Here is a 23,423-nt window from a genome sequence, read left to right as displayed (position 1 = left end):
AACAACATCAGGTTTATTAACAATAACTGTTTAATTATTTACTATTGATAATAATAGTTTGATCATCCAAACCTTTAATCTTAGCCACAACTTTAATCAAACCCGCTTGTTTAGTCGATTGTACTATCACTAAAGCACGGCCTTTTGCTGTATCTAGATGATTAGACTGGAAGTTCTGAACATTAGCAGACGCTCCGTTATCGACACCTAACCATCGGCCATTTCCTGCAAACTCAAAGGTAACATGAGCATTTTGTGTTTTTACAATACGCCCTTCTTTGTCATGTAATTGCACGACTAAATGTGCCACATCGTAGGCGTCAGCTTGAAGTACTGATTTATCAGATGTGAAAGTAAAACCCGTCGCTTTGCCTGCAGTTTCGAATGTTGCTTCAATTTCTTGTCCGTCAAAGCCTGCACGCGCTGTTAAGGTACCAGCATTGTATGGCACTACCCAACGGAACAAACGATCAGGGCTTTCTGACATACTCCGTGAACCTAAAGACTCACCGTTTAAAAACAGCTCTACAATAGAATGATTAGAGGCAACTTCAACTAAAACGCTATCACCCTTTTTGTAATTCCAATGCATATTAGAATCACGCCATCTGTAACTGCCGTTACCTTTAGCCACCGCTAAACCTGATAACTCGTCTACTTCAAAACCTGAGTCTTTTAACGGCAAAGTACCTAATGAAATATGTGGCTTATTAATGAACACACTTTTAAAGTAGTTCCAACCTTGTACTTCAAAGCCAGCTAAATCAAGAATGTCGCCCCAACCGCTTTTTTCAGGCCATTTGTTATGATATTCACCAATATAATCAATACCGGTCCACATAAATTGACTAAACACACCTGGATAGTTAAGTACTTGTTTCCAATCATCCCAGGTGCCCGGGTTTTCATTAATGGTCACTTGTTTATTCGGGAAATAGGTTTGAGCCCAAGGGATAACACTATTTCTGTAGCTATAACCTACCTGATCAACCGCATCAGCATAACCACTTACATGACTCACCTGAGGTAAAATCAAATTAGCTGTTGTAGGACGAGTAGTGTCTAATTCTTTCACCCAAGCGTTTAACTTAACCGCAGTATCGGCCAGAATATGTTCACCCTTAGGTGATGCATCGTAACGCTTTTTCATTTCTTCTGGTGTGAACTTAGGAGGCGCGCCCCAGAAGCTGCCATCCACTTTAGTGGCGTCGTTCGGATCAGTCCAAAACCCAGTAACGTAACGATAGTGTACATAAGTCCATTCAATTTCGTTACCTATGCTCCACTGAACAACACTAGGATGGTTCCTATCTCGCAACATAGTGCGCTTTAAATCACTCTTAGCCCACTTTTGGAAATGTTCAACATATCCACGAGTAATATAATCATCGTGTCTGTCATGGTAATTTAAACGTTTGTCTTTAGCGTAATCAAATTCATCGAAAAATTCATTTTGTACCAAAAAGCCCATTTCATCACAAAGATCTAAGAACTCTTGAGAAAAAGGGTTATGAGTAGTACGAATAGCATTCACACCGGCAGCTTGTAAATTTTCTAAACGTCTTCTCCACACGCCTTCAGGCACAGCTGCCCCTACTAATCCACCATCATGGTGTAAAGACACACCTTTCATCAAGGTAGATTTACCATTTAAGAAAAAGCCTTTTTTAGCTTCAAAACGAATGGTACGAAAACCAAATGGCGTCTCGTATTGATCAACGGTTTTATCGTCATATATAACACTGGTCACTGCTTTATACATATTGGGGTCGGTGATATCCCAAAGCTTAGGGTTTTGCACTTTTAAAGATTGTGAATAAGTTTCTTTTCTTTCACCTTTAAGCCTTTCTTTGTCATCAGTTGAGGCAACAACATGGCCTTCATTATCAATAATCTGCGTTGACAAGACAAAACTGCGTCTATCTTTTGTATCGTTTTTCACTTCTATTTGAATATCCACTTCACCTTGTTCTTTAGTGATAGTAGGCGTAGTGACAAACGTGCCCCAAATAGGAATATGAAGTTTATCAACTGTGACTAACTTAACATTACGGTATATACCACTGCCAGTGTACCAACGCCCATCACCATAGCGTGAATGATCAACATGTACGGTCAAAACATTTTGGCTACCGTCTTTTTTTAGGTATTTTGATAAATCAAAATACACAGGTGAATAACCATAAGGGTTTTCACCCAACAACTTACCATTCAGCCAAAACGTCGCATTGTTATATACACCATCAAATAATATATAGCTGGTTTTATCTTCACCTTTACTTGGAGTAGCAAAATGTTTTTGATATATGCCCACACCACCAGGTAAATATCCAGTTGCGCCTTCTAAAGACTGATCAAAATCGAGTTCAACACTCCAATCATGAGGTAATCTAACATCACGCCATGCAGTGTCTTGCAATGGAATAGTAGTGGGTAAAGCTGTGTCCTCAACTAAGGTAAATTTCCAGTCAAAATTAAAATCTATTTCACGACTTGTATTATTTGCCAGGGTAGCACTAACGAAAAATAAACACGTTATCGCCAAGCCCATTTTTTTCAACATATTCAAAACAGTACTCCAATGAATTATTTATTGTAGATTGTCAATAATATACCAGTCACAGCAAAAAAAATTCATTAAATTTAAACTTAAAATCACTTTTTTATAACTAAAGATTCAACTACACCTGCACCTTCATCAGGTGCATCATGTTCTGAGTGATGTAAATCAAAGCGTGGTAAAACACTTTGTAGTAATTTGTGTTCTTTTTTAATAGCGTCTGAGGCGTTATTAATTTCTTTAATTACCGGGAAACTAATTAAGTCATCAGGGTGTTCAGTTGTATCGTAAAGTTTACCTGAACCATCAATTAACAGGTTTTTACTTCTAATTAATTGTTGGTCTTTGTGATAAGCGTAAATCCAATCACGATGATTAGGTTTGGTAGAGGTTAAAAAAGGCATTAAACTTTGGCCATTAATTTCATAACTATTTGGGATCCCAACACCAGTAATATCGGCAATAGTCGGTAAAATATCCGCCATGTTAGCCAATACGTCTTGTTCCCCCTGCTTAGTCATATCAAGCACTGGAGCATAAATAATCAATGGGACATGCGTGCCACGCTGAGATTTGGTACTGCCTTTACCATAAAAACTAGTGCCATTATCCGCAGCAAAAATAAACACTGTGTTATTTTCGATGCCCATCTGTTTAAATTTTTCTAAGTATTGCCAAACTTGGTAATCTAGGTAATTCACATGATTATGCATCCCCCCCTCAGTCACTGTGCCGTGGGTATCATACTTGCCTTTATCACCCGTAACATTGGGAGCTATTCTGGTGTACTTTTTACCATCCCATGTCACTTTTGGCGTACCTGGCCACTTTTGACGTTTTTTCTTGCCAATTTCTTCGCTGAAAAAGTCCCATCCGTCGTGACCTAAATGTGTGGTGTGATAAATAAAGAAGGGCTTATTTTGTTCATGTTTACGCTGCATAAAATCAAAAATAAAATCTAGTTCAACATCAGGTCCAAAGGTATTTAATCCGTAATTAGCTTTTGATTCGGCTGTATTAGGCCACCATTCAAATTTTTGCTTAGCCGTTGGATGATTCATTAATTGTACGTGAGGCTGCCAATACCAACCAAATTGTTGGTAATAATCGACATACACACCGGTATCGGTATTAATTAAGGCTTTTTTGCCATTACGTTTAGTATTTAAAATCGTAAAATCTGAATAGGGGTAAGGCGTGCTAGCTTCGCTATTTTCACCTGGGGTAAACACAGCTTCATCAAAACCAAAATTATCTACTCCACTCATTTGGGTTTTGCCCGCCCAATAGGTAGCATAACCACCGGCTTTAGCTACATGCCCTATGGTGTGGGGAGAGCTTTCATATAATGGCCAAGATTGTTTTTTATTTTTAGCGCCTGGAGCCTGCCCTTTGTCACTGTTATGCCACCATTTATGTTTATGGGCATATCGTCCTGTCATCATCATAGCTCGGCTTGGCGAACAAATAGTCGTGGCCCACGCGGTTTTTATCCACAGTCCTTCTTTTGCTAACCGATCTAAAACGGGGGTTTTAGCACGATATTTTGGGTCGGAACTATCTTCACCGTAGGGTGGAGCACTCCATTTTGATGAGCCATATACAGGAAATTCTCGAGCGCTAATATCATCAGCATAAATAAGTACTATGTTAGGTTTGGTGGCAGAATAGCTTGATAAACTGAATAAAGTAGAAATAAGAACAGCAGCGGCTCTTAACATAAAAAACACCTTTAGATTTCAAAACAGATAAATGATTTCAATAATAAACTTATGATGAATAGCAATAGATTATGGAAATAATTCAGTGCAAAAATACAGTGCAACTGTCATGGCAACAGTTGCACTCTTATTAAATTAATTATTACGATTAGAAACTTACACGCAGACCTACACGGTAAATGGTTCCGGTATTTTGTAGTTGTACAGTACGGCCAGTAGGTTGTGAACCTAGCGTCGAGCTTTCCCCAGGAATGATATTCCCTGCCGCATCTACACTAGGACGACGGGTATCGTAACGACGGATCACTGTATCTGTTAAATTTACCGCTTGGAAAGTCACGTTAAACATCTTGTTTATGTTCCAGTTAGCAGATAAATCTAACGAACCATAACCTTCAACCCAATGAGAGCCGAAATCATTAACCACAAGTGAGTTCAAATAGTCAGTACGATAGTTATAGGCTAAACGTACCAATTTACCGTCTTTTTCCCAGAATACAGTGGTATTGAAAGTATGCTCAGATGTCCCCGCTAGCGGCGCCTCTGGAATATAATCTACTAGTTTTCCATCTGGGTCAGTAATACGTTCTTCATCAGTACGAGAATCAGCGTAGGTATAGTTAGCCACAAAACCTAAACCAGACCATGCACCAGGCAAGTTGATAAAGTTATGCTGTAAGCTTAATTCTAAACCTCGAACATACCCCCCCGTACCATTCACTGTTTGGTTCATAGTCACAACATCACAGAAATTACTGTTATCGGGATTAACCAAATCTAATTCACGGTTAATCATACAACCTGGCTGATTATCGCCAGCCGAATACGGCAATAAAATATTGTTTGCGGTCGGTGCATCGGCAGTAATTTGCTCAGCGGTGAGTTGATGCGCTCTATTATCAGTATTCTCAGGATCGTTTATATCAAACGAGGCCACATCAAAATAATCACCACGCACATCTTTCCAATAGCTATTAAAGAAACGACGCGAGGTAAAGTCACTAAAGGTTTTAGTGAATAATGCTGCCGAGAACATAGACCCTTCTGCAAAATACCATTCGTAAGCTAAATCAAAATTAGTTGATTTATACGGATTTAATTGGGCGCTACCAATCGCGCCATTTGAATTACTACCAAAGATATTTTCTCGCACGTTAAATGCAGGGAATAACTTATTAAACTCAGGACGAGCCATAGTTTGAGAAGCAGCAAAACGTAACATCATGTCATCATTGACAATATAATTCACGTTCAAACTCGGTAACAAATTGTTGTAACTATGCTCTTCTTCGATAGCAAAACGAATAGTTTCACCGTTTTCACTTTGTTGTGATACCAAAGGACCATATTTAGCAAACAATGCTTGTTGCGCCTCTAATTTGGTCGCAGTATTAGTATCAAGTGGTGTACCTGTCTCATCTTGTTCATAACCAAACAAGGATAAGTTATCACCGATACCGCCACCGATAAATCTTTGGCCAAAGTCGTAATCTAAATAAGACGTGCCATTCGCTGTCACTGTGGTTTTAGCATAACGTAAACCAAAATCACCAAATACGTCATCATCAAACAAAGAGAAGTTAGCTTGAACGTATGCAGCTGTCGCATCTTGCGCTATTTTTTGCGCATTATTTGGAGAGAAAGACGTTTCAATTAGACCACCAGCTTCTAACTCATCCACAAAATCACGAACTTTAAAAATATCGATAGTCGACCAACCATCTGTTAAGTGATCGCGCGGTAAACCTAAAGCCTCGCCCCAATCACTTGGTGTTTGTTCGGTAGTAAAATCGGCCAAGGTAAATTCGTTCAACACCCCTTCGATACAACCACGGTTACAGCCTTTATAAATATTGTCTCTTTCTTTTTGGCGATCACTATATTTGAAACCAGCTTCAAGGCTAGTGACAAAACCAAACTCACGATCCCATTCAAAATCTAAATAAAGGTTAGTCGCTTTATCGTTAGAGAAACGGCCATCACTGGTAAAGGTTTGGAATTCAAAGTTAGTGCCATCATCGTAATAACCTTCAGTGGCCACATTGCGACATAACAAGTCTCCACCAGGGTTATCACAGGTATAACCGGCAAAATTATTAGTATATTTGTCTTCGCCTAGGCCTGTTGGGTTTCCACCAGCGAATTTAGGACGCCAGAAGGACTTCAGAGCAAATTCATCGTATTGGTTAGTTTCAGAGGTACCACCGGTTAAACTAATGGTTAGATCGCCGATTTCTTGCTTAAGATCGATACCAAACACTTCAGTTTCTTGAACATCTTCTGTTACATCACGGTGCTGACGCCACACACCTGCACGGGTGTACGCATTACCATTGGGGATATTTATTAAAGGATCATCTACATCTACATCTTCAACAAATGGTAGCAAGACGTCTCGGCTAAAAGCAGTATCAATATTGGTAACGATTGTGCCAGTTTCACGGTCAACTATAGTTTGGTTAGCATCCACTGCACTTCTATCACCATTAATCGACATAAACTGATTATCACGATAAATATTCTGATCAGTTTTAGTGTAAGTAAACTGGATATCACTGCCTTCCCACAACTTCAATTGCAAGGCGACTTGATAAGTATCGCGGTCACGTTGAACTTGTTGATGATGATATTGTACATTCTGCGGGGTGACTGCAGTAATAGTACCGTCTTGTTGTGTCGGCTCTGTGTCACCTAAATATGTCACACCATTTAACGGCGTAGTTGGTACCCAGCGAGCTATATTCATACGATCTAAACGCGTGGCTTGCGTTTCTTTAGAGCCAACAAACGAAAGCCCTACTTTTTCGTCAAAGAATTTTTCAGAAAAAGACAGTTGTAATTTTCCGTCATCTTTCAAATCACTCAGACTAAAGCCGTCTTCGTCAGCAAAACCATTGTAACGGGATTGAACTTCGACAATTCGTCTATCTTTATTAGCACTAAGAGGTTTAAAACCAATGAGTTTAATAGTGGCGCCTAAGCTACCTTCATCGCTAGAGGCACTGGGGGTTTTTTGAACTTCGATAGCTTGTAAAATATCTGCTGAGAATTCACTGAAGTTAACCGATTGGTTATCACCAGAGCTGGTAAGTGGTACACCATTAAGGGTAACGTTGTTTAAATCACCACCAATACCACGAGCGGTAATAGACGTACCTTCACCATCGGCGCGGCCGATAGAAATACCGGTTACACGTTGCAATGCCTCGGCAATATTTTGATCTGAAGATTTACCAATGTCTTCCGCTTTAATCGCATCAACAATATTTTTTGATGCACGTTTGATATTCATAGCGCTGGTTAGTGATTCACGAAAGCCTGATACTTCAATAATTTCAGTTTCGTCTTCATTATTATCTGTGTTTGCTTCTTGCGCTTGTACGGTGTGAATTGAACCCATTAATGCTGCAGCCGAAGCTGCACCCAATAATAAGTTTTTTAATTTAAAGCTAGTGTTAGTTTCTTTCATAAGTGTTTCCCACATGTAGTTATTTTTATTCAATTAAATCGCAAACATTTTAAAAGCGTTCACATTCATATAACTGCGCTTTTTGTTTGTTCTTCAAATACAACTGACTTAATTACAATGTTTTAGAATTGAACTTTGTCAACCACTAACAACAAAGCTCAAATTGAATTCATATTTAGCATAGCACTTTCACATATAATTCCAACACTTTGTGTTATTTTTCTTTACACAAAACATACAAACTACAAACAACCCTTTAAAATCAACACCTTAAACAATTAAATAATAATTTTTAATATTTTCATACCAAAATAACAATAATAATCAAGTAAATACAAAGAAACAAAAAAATCACAATGAAAATCAGATATAAAACAATTAAATCAAATACAAAGTTAAATGCAATACATCTAATAATATACTGCTAGAAATAAAGAACAAATAAATTATAATTTTGTATTTCTACAAATAAAAACAAAGAAAAAGTAAAAACGAATGAGTTTTTTTGCCGTAACAACCCAAAACAAAAGATACATTGTTAAACTTCATCGTTAACTCCAGTTAACAATTTGCCTTAACAACTGAAAACAAAGGCTTGAGGCGAGTTTATTAAAAAAGATGGGCAGGTGTTTTATCTATCAACTTTATATTTTACAAGCGGTTTTAAGTGATAAAAACATATAATAAAGGCAGTTAAAATAGCCAAAAAGGTAAAAATATATCCCCATATAAAATATGATAAATTTGATGAGCCAAACATATATTAAAATAAAATATCAATAAAACACAAATTAACGAGAATTATCAGCTTAATTAATAAACAAAGCTGACCAATAAAATTCTGTTTTACAGGCAATATTAAATACAAGAGATCTGTTTTATGGCAAATAATTTTCTCTAAAATAACAATGAATCAAGATATTTATCCAATTTATGAAATCAATTCGCTACCTAACAGCAGATCCAAATATAAATTTAATTTTAAATACAAATTAATAGCCAAAATTTATGTAAAAAAAATGCAACGGCCATCACGGGCGTTGCATTTAACGATCTTAGTTTAGATGATTAAAAAGTTAATCTAGCGCTCAAACGATAAGTTGTTCCAACGTTATGTAACCTTGATGTTCTCCCTGTGTATTGCTCACCAAGAGTAAGAGATTCAGAAGGAAGCAAGGTATCGTCACGAATAGTGTTGTAACGTCGATAAACCGTATCGGTTAAATTAATTGCTTGGAAATACAAGAATACGAAATAAGCAGATAAATCACAGCAAGCAGTTTGTGGCGAACAAAACTTCAAGAAGTTATTTAATGATTCGTTTTGCTATCGTACATAATAAAAAAGCCAGTTTGACTCTCATCAAACTGGCTTTTGAAACTGACATATTAAGAGTCAGTATTTATAAGTGAGTGAATTACTCAGGGTCGTCTTCACCACCTATGCCCCATTCAGCCTCATTAATTAACGAGATTTTATAAGTCAGGGCAAATTCACTTGGTATATGTTTAGGTTGACTAATATGTAAACCTGAACCATCTAGGCTCCATTTTACCTTTTCATCACTGCCTAATAACACCACATCTTTAATTTTTGCATCTAGTACACTCAAATTAGTACTTAAGGTTTCTACCAAAATATCACTTTTAGGTGAATCCATGACTATAGCAAAAAGCGTATCCTCACCTTTTTTGGTAAAACGAATATCTTTATCCGAATAAACAATTTTTTGTTTTTCGACTTTATGGCCGCCACCTTTTATACGTGTTGGACCTTCACCAAATACGCGCCATGGACGAGTTTCGTATATACCTTCGCCATTTATTTCTAACCAATTACCTAAATCACCTAACATGGTTTTCATTTCTTGAGGAATAGAGCCATCCGGATTAGGCGGTACATTCAATAACATTAAGCCATTTTTAGATACAATATCGACCAAGATATCGACAATTTCATTGGGCGAGACAAATTTAGCATTTTGTCTAAAGAACCAAGCACCAGGTGATGTATCTGTCATCCAAAACTTGTCTTTAATCTTGTTAGGACGGCCACGTTCATAGTCATGTACACCCACCTCAGCAGGGAAAGAAGTGTTTTTATAACTAATTACTACGTCTTTGCCCCATTCTTTACCTTTATTGTAATAATAGGCGATAAATTTTTTGCGATAGTCTTCATCTAATTCTTCTACCCACCAATCAAACCAAACAACATCGGGCTGGTAGTTATCCACCACTTCTTTTAGTTTCGCGTACCATTCGTCGTGAAAACGTTTAGTGGGTTTAAAATCAGTGAGTTCATGTTGGTCAGTATATAGATCTGAGGTTTCTTCCGTTGCATCAAACTTATAGGCGTTAGCAAAAAACACCCAAGTAAAAGCATGATGGAAAGAAGTTAAAAACTTCATATCACGTTTATCGAGAGCTTTTTTAAGCTCGCCAGTAACATCAATGCCCATCATGTCTTTCACGTTCCAGCGAGTAACGTCACTGTCCCACATGGCAAAGTTATCGTGGTGCATAGCAACTGGACCAGCAAACTTAGCACCAGATTTAGCGAACAATTCAGCCCACTCTTCAGCATCGAAAGCTGTGGGTTTAAAATTAGGAATAATATCTTTATAACCAACGGTTTCTAACGGGCCGTGTGCTTCAACGTGATGTTTATAAACATCACCAACAATTGGTTTACCATTTTTTAAGCGCTTTTCGCCGGTTTTCCAGTCATACACTTCGTCCATGTAAACATTTAAACCATACCAACCCACACCGCGTTTCATATCGATATTGGCCGTCGAAACAGGACCCCAGTGAGCGTATATACCTAATTTGGCATCTTGAAACCAAGCTGGTTGTTCTTCAACTTTAGATAAAGACTCCCAATCTTCTGCATAAGGAGCATCCTTGCTAGTCGCAGAGACGGCAGAACCTGTTGCTGTAGAGTCAGTTGTATTACTACAACCTGATATCCCAGCTAGCAGTGAACATACAGCTAAAGAGAGAAGTGTTTTTTTCATAAATGATTGCCTGTTTATTTAAAATCGGTAGCTTTATCAACTATTCATCAAAATAGAATAAGCCGTATAACTAAAGGTAACAACTCAGAGCTTCATATTCAATATACAAACTGTCAATTTCACATATAAACAAGTAAATATTTTGTAAACTTTTATCTTATGTCTTATTTTTAAAACGTTGGCGAACAAGTCGCCCTGTTATTTTAAAAAAAGAAAGAATTAAAACACTTATTTCCCTTTGTAAAAAATCACCAATTATCACTTCTAAATGATGAAATAGGCAAACCATTCACACCAAACAATTCAGCTCTAGGGCAATCTTTAAATGCGTACCTTACTGCCACGGGCTGTTGTACTTTGTCACTCCAAACCGTTAGTTTTGCTTTTCTATGAATAATTTTTGCTTGTGCTGGATAAAACACCTGATCTTGTCCGGCTAGTTCAAACTCAGTAATCGCTTTAGAAAAACTGGTTAGCCCTAAAGGTGCATTGGTAAATTCTATGTTAACTTTGCCATCATCAAGTATATCAGCGTGCTTAAATACTGGGGCAGTATGACCCACATCCATTCCATATTGTTTGGCCAAAGCCAAATAAGCTAAACGTTCTCCAACAGGTCGTTTCTCTGCTGGATGAATTTGCGAACAATTTCCTACATCTAATGTCACTGCCATACCACTGTTGGGGATCACGTCTACACTTTGTAATTGAGCTTCACGTAAATAAGCAGATGCCCTATCTCCTTTATAAGAAAATGGCGCTATTTGTACAAAATGAAAAGCAAATTCTCCACTGTCCCACAACTTACGCCAATTTTGCACCATAGCCGGAAACAACTCTTTATATTCAGCCGCTCTAGTGCGATTAGCTTCGCCTTGATACCAAATAGCGCCTTTAATTTGTAAGCCTAAAAATGGATTGATCATGCCATTAAATAGTTGGCTGGGTTGCCTATGAGGTGGCTGGTTGGTTAAAGCTTGATGAAATTCAAAATCTGCATATTGCGACAAAGTGGGCGCATCGATCCAAGATTCCACTGGTGTACCGCCCCAAGCACTGACAATAATCCCAACGGGGACGTCTAACAAAGTTTGCAACTTAGCAGCAAAATAATAAGCAGTCGCGCTAAATTGTTTAACTGTCGCAGGCTGGGCTGCTAGCCATGTCCCTTGCACATCATCAATAGGTTGAACACTGGCTTTTGCGGCGGCTTTAAACAAACGTAATTGTGGATTGCTAGAATTTAATATGGTTTCGTTACTATCGGTAACCGGCTGATTAACGTTACCTAATAGAGGCATCCCCATATTAGATTGACCTGAGGCAAACCACACTTCACCCAATAACACATTAGAAAAGACTTTTTTGTCACTACCCGTCAATACTATTTCGTGAGGTTTATGATCCGCTTCTGGTGTATTAACCGCTAATCGCCAATTGCCATTTTCATCAGCTTGGGTATTCGCTATGCCACGCCAGCTGGTCTGCAGCTTAATACTTTGCTTGGGCCTGTCTGTGCCCCAAATAACAAACGGCTTATTTTGTTGGACCACCATGTTACTGGCAAAAAAAGCAGGTACTTCAACGGCACCAAGCAATGAACTGAAAAATATAGCCAACAAGCTGGCCACAACACTTATTCTTATACGCAAGATACAATCCCTCAATCAATGTTTAGGTTTGCGATCCTAGCGCACAATTATTCAATCTTATACAACAATATATTTTCAGTATTCCTTGCCTAAAAGTTATTCGAAAAACATCATCTGTTTGTTTTTGGGAGATAATTTGAAGCGCTGTTTTTTATTATCTGTTTTGCGCGTAGCTGTGATCTCTAACGATTGCTCATCTGCTTTATTACCAAATAAACCCACTTGGTAGTGCAACAAACTAGCGGGCTCGGTTAACCCATAACGGCCCATTACTACCAGCTGCGATGCAGGCTGGTTAGGTGAATGATGTGACGTCACCAAAGAAAGCATCATGCCTTGCAAAGTGAGTTTTCCATTACTGTCTTTGAGAGTTACATTTTCATTAACAAGTTTGGCGATTGCAGGGCGATGTAAGGTAAATTCTGCTTTAGATAGTTTCCCATCTTGATCATCATCTACGCCTGAAAATGCAGAAACAGGTAAAGACAACACCATAAACACGCCATCATCAATCACATTAAGCGTGCCATGTTGCGCTACCATCATATGGGCATAACTTGTTTGCCCTGCCCCTAGGGTGAAAAATACAAACAAACTTTTACACAGTGTTTTATACAAGGTTTTCATGAGTTTAATTCCATATTCTATAAAAGTGTTGAGTTAAACAACTCGTTTTTAGCCTCAATGCAACATTGAATTGAGGCTAATTTTTAACAGTTAAAAGATAGGGGGAGGCCCACCAGCCGCCGCTTCAACTTCACCTTTTACACAGCGTAAAAAATAAGGATAAGTATCTGTGGCAAAATAATGGTAAATGCCTTGTGGAAACTCAGGTGTCACCCCTACTCGACCATTACACTGGTCTAAATCTCCAGAACCTTCTACATATTGCCAATCTTGAGCAAAGGTCCCTAATGCATAAACCTCAGTGGAGGGACGTGAACTACTCACTTCTGTTACCAACTGATAACTACCCGTTATATTTTTTATTCCAGAGCTGGCATCACTAGCAATCGTATAACCATATCGAGCATAGATAGGAAAACCATCGGCAGCCCAGCCAATTAAGGTCATTTTACTACTATCGCCACCTTGCTTTTCGATAAACCCTTCTGGCATACCGTGGTAATGATAAGTACCACCAGGCTGAACATGAGCATTATTGTCGTCGGTACCAAAGTTAAAACTTGTTTGGCCTAAAGCTTCGATACTCCAACTTCCAGAATTATCAATTAAACTGCAATCGTTACCTGAATCATCACAACTACCTGCAGTACCTGCGTCAATTTTCACACCATTTAACACGTAACCTGTTACCCCACGTGGCCCACCTAACTCGGTAGCAATAGAGGTTTCATTGGGTGATAACGTCATGCTATCTGAGATGCTTTGCTCTTCAATACTATTAGGGTTGCCAGCATTGGGGAAAGTGCCTACCTCATGATCTGGAATACCATTAGCGACCAACTCACGCATTCCGTCATCACAGGTCCATTGGGCACTACTGGTATAAGACACAGATGGCGAATCATTAAACTCATTGTAGTCATAGTCACATAACACCCCATCTGTACCAGACGCAGTAACAGCTGATACAAACACTTCTATGCTATCCACTGCACTGGTTAATTCACCATCATTCACCGCTAGCTCTAACATATAGCTGCCAACAACATCCGGAGTAAAAGTCGGATTAACGCTAGCTTCATCAGTTAAAGAAACTAGACTGCCACTAGGTAAGCTAGCGATATTCCAAACATAGCTAATCTCATCGCCATCTGCATCACTACTTAATTCACCATTAAGTAAAACGGTAGAGTCAATAAATACATATTGATCATTACCGGCATTGGCAATAGGAGCCGTGTTAGTCACACCATTATCAACTTCCTCAGAATCATTATTATCGCTTGAGCTACAAGCAAGCAAAGAGCCTGTTAACAAAAGGCTTAAGAAGACGCGGTTAGAAAAGTGTAGACCTGACATTTTATGTTCCATTATTAAGTACCTTAGAAATAAATATCTTTTTATGGCGGATATGAAAAAGCGCGTTATCAATAAAGACCGCGCCTAGTTCGGTAAAATTAATCTCTTTTTGGTCCTTTATGTTCGTTTCTACGAGGCGGTTTGTGATTGGTGAATTCTTTTTCGCTGATTTCGCCATCATTATCTGCGTCAATATTTTCAAAAATTGTCTTATGGTCACCCATAGGCACTTCATGAGATAAAAATTCGTCATAAACCACCTTGCCATCACTATCTAGATCTAATGAGGCAAAGCTAGGCCTAACGGGACGTTCCCTATCTTCTCGGTCAGCCGCTTGGCTTGAACCAATGAAAGAAAATAAAGCTGTAACTGTAATAAATGTAAGTAAACGAGTTTTCATAAAAAAATATCCTGTTGTTTCTGAGTTCGTAAAGAAGATTAACAACGGATTTTGCAAAAAATGTGTAAGAAAAAAGGAAATGAAAAGCAGTAGATAGGAGCTAGGAAATAGCAGTTACGAGAATAAGCATAAAGAAAAAGCAGTCAACAATAGAAGTGCGCTGAGCAATAACACAATGGATTCTGGCTAAATTAATTGCAAAATGACGATTTAGAAAACTTTTTATGATGAGAACTAATTAATGATGGGTGTCATGATTGATGAGAACTAATTAATGATGGGTGTCATGATAACTCACGGCCTGTTTGGTCATTTTGATACTTAGGATAAAACACTGACAGGTTCAGCTTATCTTCAATCAAATGATGAACAGCATATTCAAACGTTCCCGCCTGAAGTTGGTCTTGGTAGTTGATCACTACCATAGTGTTTTGTTGGTAATTAAGTGGGATAAAACGTGGCATTACCAAGGCTCCTTTCGCCTAATTGATAATACCTATTGGATCACAAACCATGATCTGAGGGAAGTGTTTTGTGTATAAAAAACAAACAAACTTAGGGTTTTTCTACAGCCTCAACGCCTTACTAAGCGGCGTAAAATTGTTGGCTAAAATAAGCGACGGAGGAGCAAAAGCCAACTGTTATTTGTCCTGTTGAAATGACTTGTTAGCTGCCGCTTGGACTAGTAGTGGTATCGACATGATATTATTGTTAAATATGAATCTGATACTGCATAGACTAGACGGTTGGTTTCATCTATTCGCCTAGACCAAAAGCCTGACAAGTTCTCTTTTAATGGCTCTGGCTTACCAATACCTTCAAATGGTGAACGCTTACAATCACTAATTAACTTATTAACACGTTTTAACGTCTTTTTATCTTGTCCTTGCCAATAAACATAATCATCCCAAGCTTCATCTGTCCATGCAAGTTGCCTAGTCATCTACGAGATCTCGGCATTGAATTTTACCGGAATTATATTGCTCTATGGATTTTGACAAATGCGCAGCGTTAGCTGGTGATTTTAATAAATGAACCGTTTCCATTAAACTATTGTAATGCTCCATCGACATTACTACTGCATCTTCTGCGTCTCTTCGTGTGATAACGGTATAATCCACGTCATTTACGACATGATCCAAAACAGATTTAAGCCCATTTCGAGCTTCAGTGAACGATACTATACGCATAAAACACCTCATTAGTTGTACATTTAATAAGACAAGTCTAACCGATTAATTATACATGTGCAATATAAAGAACAACTCCTGAGCTTAAAAGGCAGCTAACGTTTCACAGCAACCGCGCGCTGTTCAGCGTCGGTTGGCTGTGCTTGTTAGGGCTGCGATTACGCATGCCAGTTGATATCGATTTTTTTATGTGTTGCAACACAGTCACGCAAATATAAATTGATGAGGCTTTGATAAGGAACACCAGACTCTTCAGCCATACTTTTGAAGTAGGAAATAACATCTTCTCCAAGACGCATAGTCACAGGTTTTTTCAATTTACTTGCGTAAGGGTTTTTACGCGATTTCATCGCTGATAAATCATATTCATCTTTCATTATTAATGCCCTCGCAGATAGTTTTTACTTTCATTTTTTGTCGCTTTTCTAGCGGAAATAACTCTAATTGTGTTTCCATCATCACGCTCACAGTGACAAACGAGCAACAAGTTGGTTTCATTGCTCATTCCCAGCATCAAAAAGCGGTCTTCGGTTTTTGAGTTATCTTGATCATAGAATTGCACCGCAAATTCATCAAAAAACACAGATTTAGCTTCCTCAAAAGAAACTCCGTGCTTTTTAATGTTTGTTGCAGCTTTAGCCGCATTCCACTCGAACTTAATCATATGTACATTGTATGTACACGAGATAGGATTGTCAAAGAAGCCCTAACGAGGCTGTAGAAAAAGTCGATTATGACAGACCATTTCCTCACCTTTCTTTAATTTTTATATTCTATCAACTTTGCCTTGGATGATTTGATTTTGCAAAGTTTTTTACTCTACACTTCGATTTTCTAGATATTCGCTTTTGTCCAACCGAATTAACGCTATTACCTAGCTTGAGGGGCGGTATTTGGAGTCGGTACTTGACCCATTATGCCGCTAACTGTCCATAATTATTGAGTTTCTCCAGATTATGTATCAAACAGAATAAATGCCATTGGCCTTGCACTTTACTTTTACCTCGTAAGCTAAATCTGTTGAGCTTCTTGTTGGTCCCTATGTTGCCAAACACAGGTTCAACCACAGACATGCGGTGACTGTAAATTTGTTTGCCCTTTGGACTATCAACTCTATGCTTCATCCAGTCGGTATAGGTTGGGGCTCTGGTTTCATTTAATGTGAAACTCACTTGCCTACCATTCCCTTTTCGATGGTCTGCGGCTTTTGGGTTATGCATGCACTGCTGCTTTTTATCACAATTTCTACATTGCAATAACCTGCCTTCGAAATAAGCTATTTTAATGCCTGAGTCACTTTCACGTATCCCTCTAAAACTAATGCTTTCGCCCGACGGGCAAATGCAGCTATTAGTCACTGGGTCGAAGTTAAATTCATTGGCAGGAATGACTGTTTTCTTTCTGGTTCTCTTATCTTGATGGCGTTTACCGTATTTTTGTTTTTGCTCACTAAACTTAGGGGCACGACTTCTGAATTGATTATCAGGGATGTACGCATTGATGTCATTGTCATGCAGGTACTGCATGTTTTTCTCGTTCGCAAACCCCGTATCGGCGGTGATGATGGTTTGGGCTTTTAAAATATCGTCGCTAATCGCCAGGCGTTTAAATCGGTCTTGAATACCTTCTAATACGGGCTTTAAGGTATGGTGCTCTTGCCCCTCCCCAAATACCGTGGCATCCACAATAATTTGATGTTTCTTATCTACCGTTGCCACACCATTGTAGCCTTGAATGGTGCCTTTACTAGTCGTCATTTTGCCTGACTCGTTATCCGTAATATTGCTTTTCACTTCCTTCGTTTTTTTACCTTTCCCCATCCGTGGCTCGGCTTCCTCGAGGAACTTCTCTATCTTGTCGTGAGCATGATTCAAGGTTTCAATCGCTTGACTAGCACGTTGTTTACGAGCCTCATCAGCGCCTTCACTTTTATCTAATTTCTCATGTTCATTCATGTGATAACTGATTTGGCGTTTAAGCTTATCGCGTTTTTCTTTTAACTCTTTAAAGGTACCCGACCATTCCTTGGCTGCATTAGACGACATTTTACAGCCATCAATAGCAAACAACTCATTGCCCAACAATCCCTGCTCATGACATATCAATAACACCTGTTCAAACACCGATTCAATTTCGCTTCTGCGGCCACTGACAAATGCCGCTATCGTCGTGAAGTGCGGCACGGAATCACAACTCAACGCCTTAAATATAATATTGGTTTCACAGCACCACTGGATTTCACGGCTTGAGGTAATACCTTTCGAATAAGCAAACAAGATAATCTTCAGCAACGCAGCTGGGTCGTAGGCGGGACGGCCTGTTTGGTCATTTTGATACTTAGGATAAAACACTGACAGATCCAGCTTATCTTCAATCAAATGATGAATAGCATATTCAAACGTTCCCGCCTGAAGTTGGTCTTGGTAGTTGATCACTACCATAGTGTTTTGTTGGTAATTAAGTGGGATAAAACGTGGCATTACCAAGGCTCCTTTCGCCTAATTGATAATACCTATTGGATCACAAACCATGATCTGAGGGAAGTGTTTTGTGTATAAAAAACAAACAAACTTAGGGTTTTTCTACAGCCTCAACGCCCTGTTAAGGGGCAAATTGTAGTTGGCTAAAATGTTGAGCGGAGCGAAAACAGCCAACTGTAATTTGTCCCGCTTGAACAGTTTGTTATGTACTAATTGAACTCCATACCAATAAAACAGTTAGTCATTCCACAGCCTTGCCAATGCATCCAATTAATTTGATCTCTAGATATTTCAAGTAAGTCTTGGCTACCACGGAAAAACATCCCCTCAAACTCCATGTTTAACCTTTCAATTACAAGCCTCTTTGGAGGCTCTGATTTAAGGACTAATACAATATCACCGGGACCTCTTCGAATCGTTATTTTAGGACCTTCACATTCAACATCCCAATTATCCGCACCAACGGACCAAATATTTTCTTCTATTTTTAGTGTTGCTTCCCCACAGTCATCTGCAAACCTACCTGAAAGCTTATAAGGTTCTCCTGCATTATCAGGGTTAGCAACGGATAAAATTGGAATACCAGAAACTCTTATTAAGTGGGTACAATTCGTGAACGTAACACCAGCAAAAACAACTTCAATTGGTTCCGAACCAAAATCAAAGGCTTCATTAGCAAAACCTTGTTGGAGACATATAGGGTTATCATTCGATGCTCTAACACTTTCAACGGAAAGCACTTTTCGATTTCTCTTTTGATTACACTGCATACATAACAATGTAATTCCTTCTGGGTTATGTTCTGTTGCATCTTTAAAGTCAGGATCAAAATGTTCATAATCAAAAAGACTGAAGCCACATCTAACACAACCGAATCCGCAACGTTGTCTGACTTCCCTTTTGATTGGGCTAGGTATAGTTCTTCCTAACCCAAATTTATTGCGTTCACCCATGCTATATCCTTTAGTACAATCGTGGTAGAGCGGCCCATTACTGAGCCGACCCCACACAGATCCGGACGTGCGGAATTACCGCATCCGGCTCTTCAGTTATATATTCACCCGTGTAAATCACGGCCACTTTAATACCAGTCAACATGGATCACTCTTTTGCTAACTCGTAGCTTCTGTATTTGGAAATACTCTAACATCTTCTTAAAATTACACCAATTGTAACTTCGACGACCACTGCGCCTGTTCAGCCATTTGTACAAACTATGTAGCACATAATTATATAGCTTACTTACGCTACGGCTGTTGTCGGGTAGCCCAAAGTAATTTCTAAACCCTGTGAGTTTGCGTTTTAATTGAGGTAGCCAAGTCGCTAGTTTCTGCGAGCGTTTGGCTTTGATGAAATGGTAAAATTCGCTCAGGCTACTTCGCTGCTTTTGACTCGCAGTTCGTCGCCTTAATCTCGGTTTACCTTTTGCATCAATGCCCCAGTAAAACGCAAACCCCAAGAACACAAACTGGCGCTTACGACTTGGATGGAATCGACTGAACCTTATTAGGCTGGTCTTTTCTGGTGCCGTATCCAGTTTGAATTTCTTGAGTCGTTTTGGCAACACGCTGTAAAACCGTTCGGCATCATTGGCATACTGAAACGCACACACAAAATCATCTGCGTAACGTATCAGCATAGCCCTGCCTCTCATGCGAGGTTTTATCTTCTTCTCAAACCATAAATCCAATGCATAATGCAAATAGATATTAGCTAGCACGGGGCTAATGATACCGCCTTGTGGTGTACCGCTTTGTGGTTTGAGATACTCCCCTTCTGGCGATTTTATTCGTGCTTTCAACCATTGCCCGATTAAGCTCAAGAGCGCGTTATCATCAATGCGTTGTTTAAGCATCTCCATCAGCCAGTTGTGGTCAATATTATCGAAGAAGCCTTTAATGTCTGCCTCAACAATATAGCCATAACCTTTAAACTGAAGATTCAAACTCAAGCTATGCACCGCCTGATGCGCACTCTTATTTGGCCGATAACCATAACTGTTAGGCAAGAAATCCGCTTCCCAGATACTTTGCAGTATCTGACTCACGCTTTGCTGTACCAGTTTGTCATCCACTGTGGGTAAGCCTAATGGGCGTTGTTTACCATGACTTTTGGGTATGAATACACGCTTAATGTCACCTGCTCGATAGCACTTAGCTTTCAAGGCTGAACTTAAACGTGTGAGGTTTTCCACAAGCGATGTCTGGTATTTTGGTCCGTAATACCATCAATACCTGACGCAGCTCGTTTATTCAGTTGCCCCCAACTTTGATACAGTAAATCATCTCCTAGCAATCCATATAGGTTCTGAAATCTATGGTTGGGGTGTGTCTGTGATTTAAATGTGATGGCATTTAGTGCGGTTGTCATAGTGAGTCCAGCCCTACTTTGTCCGGTCTATGTATCTGCTAAACACCTGATATAACTGCTTGCCCCTTCGCCATGTGGTTGGCTTTCCCAACCTCAAACTACTATGAGCAAGTCTGACTGCCAAAGGGTCATCGTTCGCCTTGCTTGTGGCTTGGCTACCCTACCATTTTCCTTATGGAACACCTTTGGCTCTCTCAAGTTCTCAATACATCTCTTTATACATGCCACGGCTTAATAACTCCGCTGACTCGCCACAACCTTGCCATTTCAGACACGCTGAATAACGGTTGCTTTGCTTGGACTTCGACGGCGTTACAAGCCTCGTCAGTCAGAACTTAATTTATTATCGGAGCGATAACAGCACTTCAGGAACACGCATTCCCTATGGCCTATATAATTCTCTGTGTACGCTTCACCTATATTGTTCATCTGGTTGCGAATACATCGCTGATAAGTATCTCACCAATCCCAGACTCCGCCATAGGCGCAACACTCGATACAGGTGGTTGGCTAAACCTTACCTGACAGGGACTTACACCCTGCAAGATGCATCAAGCTTCGCTTGACGCACTAACGCTTAAGATAAACGGCGAAGATCTCTTTAAAATTTTTTAAGTTTTTCATTATATTCAAAAGAGCTTTGTCCGATTAATCTTTTTGTTGGACTGCCGGGGTCGCTGTGGAAAACCATCGCGTATCTCAGTCGCCAAACATATTAATTATGTTCGAATGATAACCATCTCTGGCAATTATAACCACTGTTATTTGGGTGTTTTTTAAACCCATTACCCACACTCTATTGCTCCGCGCCTAAGCGCAGACTGTTCCCACAAGCACATTTAGCGTTTAACTGGTGCCGCCGCTATTCGCTCCTGACTCCCGCATTCTGGACAACTTAATGTTGTACCTAATTTATTGAGTATGTCTTGCCATGTAGGCAACTGGATCCCCATAAATACTGGTTGTTTAAATTGCGCTCTTGCCAAATTAAGTTTGGCTACCTCTGTTGGATGATATACCCCGTAATAGCGAATTGTCGGTTTGCCTTTTAATGGCAGATGCCTCAGCACCATACGGCTAAATTTGGGCAGACTAACCTGTTGTCGTTCGGTCTTTTTAGTTTGATGAGATTTATATTTAAACGTGAGCACGTTGTTTTTTACTGCGACGATCTGACTGTTATTGATCGCACCACCGCGCATGTATCGAGCTAAATATTTAGCCACGCCTAAGCCATGTGCATAAGGCGCACAGGCATAAACCTGCCAGTCAATTCGACCGAGTTTATTGCTCAGGTTAGTCAATTGTCTTGCTTGCTGCTCCGGCGGAAAAACCAACATACCATCGGCTAAAGCTTGTTTAACGCCCGACAAAAACTTGCCACGAAATAAACGCCTCATGACCTTCACCGGAAACATCACTGCACGCTTAGGACTCTTCCATTTACCGGAGTCATCCAAACCACCATGGGTGATTAAACAATGAATATGAGGATGCTCACTCAAGTTTCTGCCCCAGGTATGTAACGCCAGTAAATAGCCCGGTTGAGCTCCTAAATGCGCTTTAGTGCGACTAAGTTGCTTGATAGTATTCGATACCGCAAGGTACATTTGGTTCTGAAACCATTCTCGATTATATCGCCATAACATCAGCAACTCGTGTGGCACAGTGAAGATCCAATGGTGGTGCTGAACATTCAATAACCGCGCAGACCACTCAGCTAACCACCGCTCCTTCGCAGCATATTGGCACTGAGGACAACCGCGATGTCGGCAGGAATTATAAAATACGCCACAAAGATGACCATTGGCACAATATTGAGCATGACTGCCCATAGTTTCAGTACGACAGCCGCTAATCGCTTGTGCAGCCTTAAACTGATATAGAGGAACGTTGAGTGTAGATGCTGCTCCATCAAATTGCGATTGAAACAGTTTTTGAATTGACCATTTTTCCATCTAAAAAAGATAGAACAACACTACTTATTTATCCAGAAACCTAGGCCCTTAAAGTCACTTCCCCGAGCTTGCGAGGCAGGTCCAACAATTTAATAGTGCGCGAATCGCACATTTTTCTAAATATGGGGGAAACAACCATAAACTGTATAAAAAAACAGCACTAATAGGTATGTAAAATGGTTACAAGGACAGGCAAAGAAACAATGAGTGAGTCTCTTTTATTCTTTTGCACATAGCTATTAACTGCTTAGTCTGCATCACTCTGCCGTATTCTGCGTTTATGGATTCCGGCTAAAAAGCACACCGGAATGACGAAATTTAAGACTATCAATATGACTAATGAATAGTACTATCTCCTATCTCCTAGCTACTGCTCTTAAACTGCTTTTTCTGCTCCACTCTGTTTAGTCTGCTACATTCTGTTTTGTTGCTTTTCTCTGTGTAGCGCAGCCTCTGTGGTTTAAGACTTTTGGCTTTTCGGCGAAGCCGCACCTAATAACCTATGTGTAACTCTGTGACAATTTTTTGCTTTTAAACTCGTGACTCGAATCCCGTAGCTAGGCACTGCTTTATTCTGCTAAGTCTGCCCCACTCTGCTTAGTCTACTACATTCTGTT

At 39.6% G+C, this 23,423-nt stretch carries 19 protein-coding genes; all 19 read right to left on the bottom strand.

Translation table 11 applies throughout. The annotated features are described in order from the left end of the window. Positions 1-34: 34 nt before the first annotated feature. Entirely contained in the window at positions 35-2,563 is a 2,529-nt protein-coding gene (locus tag GQR87_RS07415) for a glycoside hydrolase family 2 TIM barrel-domain containing protein (RefSeq protein ID WP_158972915.1), read from the bottom strand. 92 nt (positions 2,564-2,655) lie between these two features. Beyond that, on the bottom strand, positions 2,656-4,281 hold the full coding sequence (locus GQR87_RS07410; protein ID WP_158968002.1) for a sulfatase-like hydrolase/transferase: 1,626 nt from the start codon (positions 4,279-4,281) through the stop codon (positions 2,656-2,658). Positions 4,282-4,429: 148 nt separating this feature from the next. Further along, a complete protein-coding gene (locus GQR87_RS07405; RefSeq protein WP_158968000.1) occupies positions 4,430-7,750 on the bottom strand; it encodes a TonB-dependent receptor in 3,321 nt (1,106 codons plus the stop codon). Positions 7,751-8,818: 1,068 nt separating this feature from the next. After that, positions 8,819-9,052 (bottom strand): hypothetical protein, encoded by a 234-nt coding sequence (locus GQR87_RS07400; protein WP_158967998.1) that lies wholly within the window; start codon positions 9,050-9,052, stop codon positions 8,819-8,821. Between the two features lie 115 nt (positions 9,053-9,167). After that, entirely contained in the window at positions 9,168-10,769 is a 1,602-nt protein-coding gene (locus GQR87_RS07395) for an alpha-L-fucosidase (RefSeq protein WP_158967996.1), read from the bottom strand. A gap of 248 nt (positions 10,770-11,017) precedes the next feature. Next, positions 11,018-12,421 (bottom strand): sialate O-acetylesterase, encoded by a 1,404-nt coding sequence (locus tag GQR87_RS07390; protein ID WP_158967994.1) that lies wholly within the window; start codon positions 12,419-12,421, stop codon positions 11,018-11,020. Between the two features lie 96 nt (positions 12,422-12,517). Next, complete coding sequence (locus tag GQR87_RS07385; protein ID WP_158967992.1) at positions 12,518-13,048, bottom strand: hypothetical protein; 531 nt, start codon at positions 13,046-13,048, stop codon at positions 12,518-12,520. Positions 13,049-13,138: 90 nt separating this feature from the next. After that, the gene (locus GQR87_RS07380) at positions 13,139-14,419 is read right to left on the bottom strand and encodes a YHYH protein (protein ID WP_233267421.1); all 1,281 of its coding nucleotides are present in this window, start codon (positions 14,417-14,419) and stop codon (positions 13,139-13,141) included. Positions 14,420-14,505: 86 nt separating this feature from the next. Beyond that, the gene (locus tag GQR87_RS07375) at positions 14,506-14,808 is read right to left on the bottom strand and encodes an EF-hand domain-containing protein (protein ID WP_158967990.1); all 303 of its coding nucleotides are present in this window, start codon (positions 14,806-14,808) and stop codon (positions 14,506-14,508) included. 284 nt (positions 14,809-15,092) lie between these two features. Then, positions 15,093-15,272: a transposase gene (locus GQR87_RS07370; protein ID WP_158967988.1), complete on the bottom strand. Its 180-nt coding sequence runs from the start codon at positions 15,270-15,272 to the stop codon at positions 15,093-15,095. 218 nt (positions 15,273-15,490) lie between these two features. After that, a complete protein-coding gene (locus GQR87_RS07365; protein WP_158967986.1) occupies positions 15,491-15,751 on the bottom strand; it encodes a Txe/YoeB family addiction module toxin in 261 nt (86 codons plus the stop codon). Continuing rightward, positions 15,744-15,998 carry a type II toxin-antitoxin system Phd/YefM family antitoxin gene (locus GQR87_RS07360; RefSeq protein WP_158967984.1) on the bottom strand — a complete coding sequence of 85 codons (255 nt, stop codon included), beginning with the start codon at positions 15,996-15,998 and terminating at the stop codon, positions 15,744-15,746. Before GQR87_RS07360 ends, GQR87_RS07365 begins: the two co-directional genes overlap by 8 nt. Positions 15,999-16,156: 158 nt before the next feature. Further along, the gene (locus GQR87_RS07355; RefSeq protein ID WP_158967982.1) at positions 16,157-16,375 is read right to left on the bottom strand and encodes a BrnA antitoxin family protein; all 219 of its coding nucleotides are present in this window, start codon (positions 16,373-16,375) and stop codon (positions 16,157-16,159) included. A 2-nt stretch (positions 16,376-16,377) separates the two neighbouring features. Continuing rightward, positions 16,378-16,662 (bottom strand): BrnT family toxin, encoded by a 285-nt coding sequence (locus GQR87_RS07350; protein WP_158967980.1) that lies wholly within the window; start codon positions 16,660-16,662, stop codon positions 16,378-16,380. Between the two features lie 250 nt (positions 16,663-16,912). Then, the gene (locus GQR87_RS07345) at positions 16,913-18,478 is read right to left on the bottom strand and encodes an IS1182 family transposase (protein WP_158967978.1); all 1,566 of its coding nucleotides are present in this window, start codon (positions 18,476-18,478) and stop codon (positions 16,913-16,915) included. 209 nt (positions 18,479-18,687) lie between these two features. Next, complete coding sequence (locus tag GQR87_RS07340) at positions 18,688-19,431, bottom strand: hypothetical protein (RefSeq protein ID WP_158967976.1); 744 nt, start codon at positions 19,429-19,431, stop codon at positions 18,688-18,690. Positions 19,432-19,559: 128 nt separating this feature from the next. Further along, positions 19,560-20,642 carry a group II intron reverse transcriptase/maturase gene (ltrA, locus tag GQR87_RS07335; protein WP_233267420.1) on the bottom strand — a complete coding sequence of 361 codons (1,083 nt, stop codon included), beginning with the start codon at positions 20,640-20,642 and terminating at the stop codon, positions 19,560-19,562. A gap of 8 nt (positions 20,643-20,650) precedes the next feature. Continuing rightward, positions 20,651-20,848 (bottom strand): hypothetical protein, encoded by a 198-nt coding sequence (locus tag GQR87_RS22340; protein WP_233267419.1) that lies wholly within the window; start codon positions 20,846-20,848, stop codon positions 20,651-20,653. A gap of 839 nt (positions 20,849-21,687) precedes the next feature. Further along, complete coding sequence (locus GQR87_RS07330; protein WP_158967974.1) at positions 21,688-22,806, bottom strand: transposase; 1,119 nt, start codon at positions 22,804-22,806, stop codon at positions 21,688-21,690. Between the last annotated feature and the right edge of the window lie 617 nt (positions 22,807-23,423).

It is taken from the genome of Paraglaciecola sp. L3A3, assembly GCF_009796765.1.
GTDB lineage: Bacteria > Pseudomonadota > Gammaproteobacteria > Enterobacterales > Alteromonadaceae > Paraglaciecola.
This window is presented reverse-complemented; position numbering and strand designations above follow the sequence as displayed.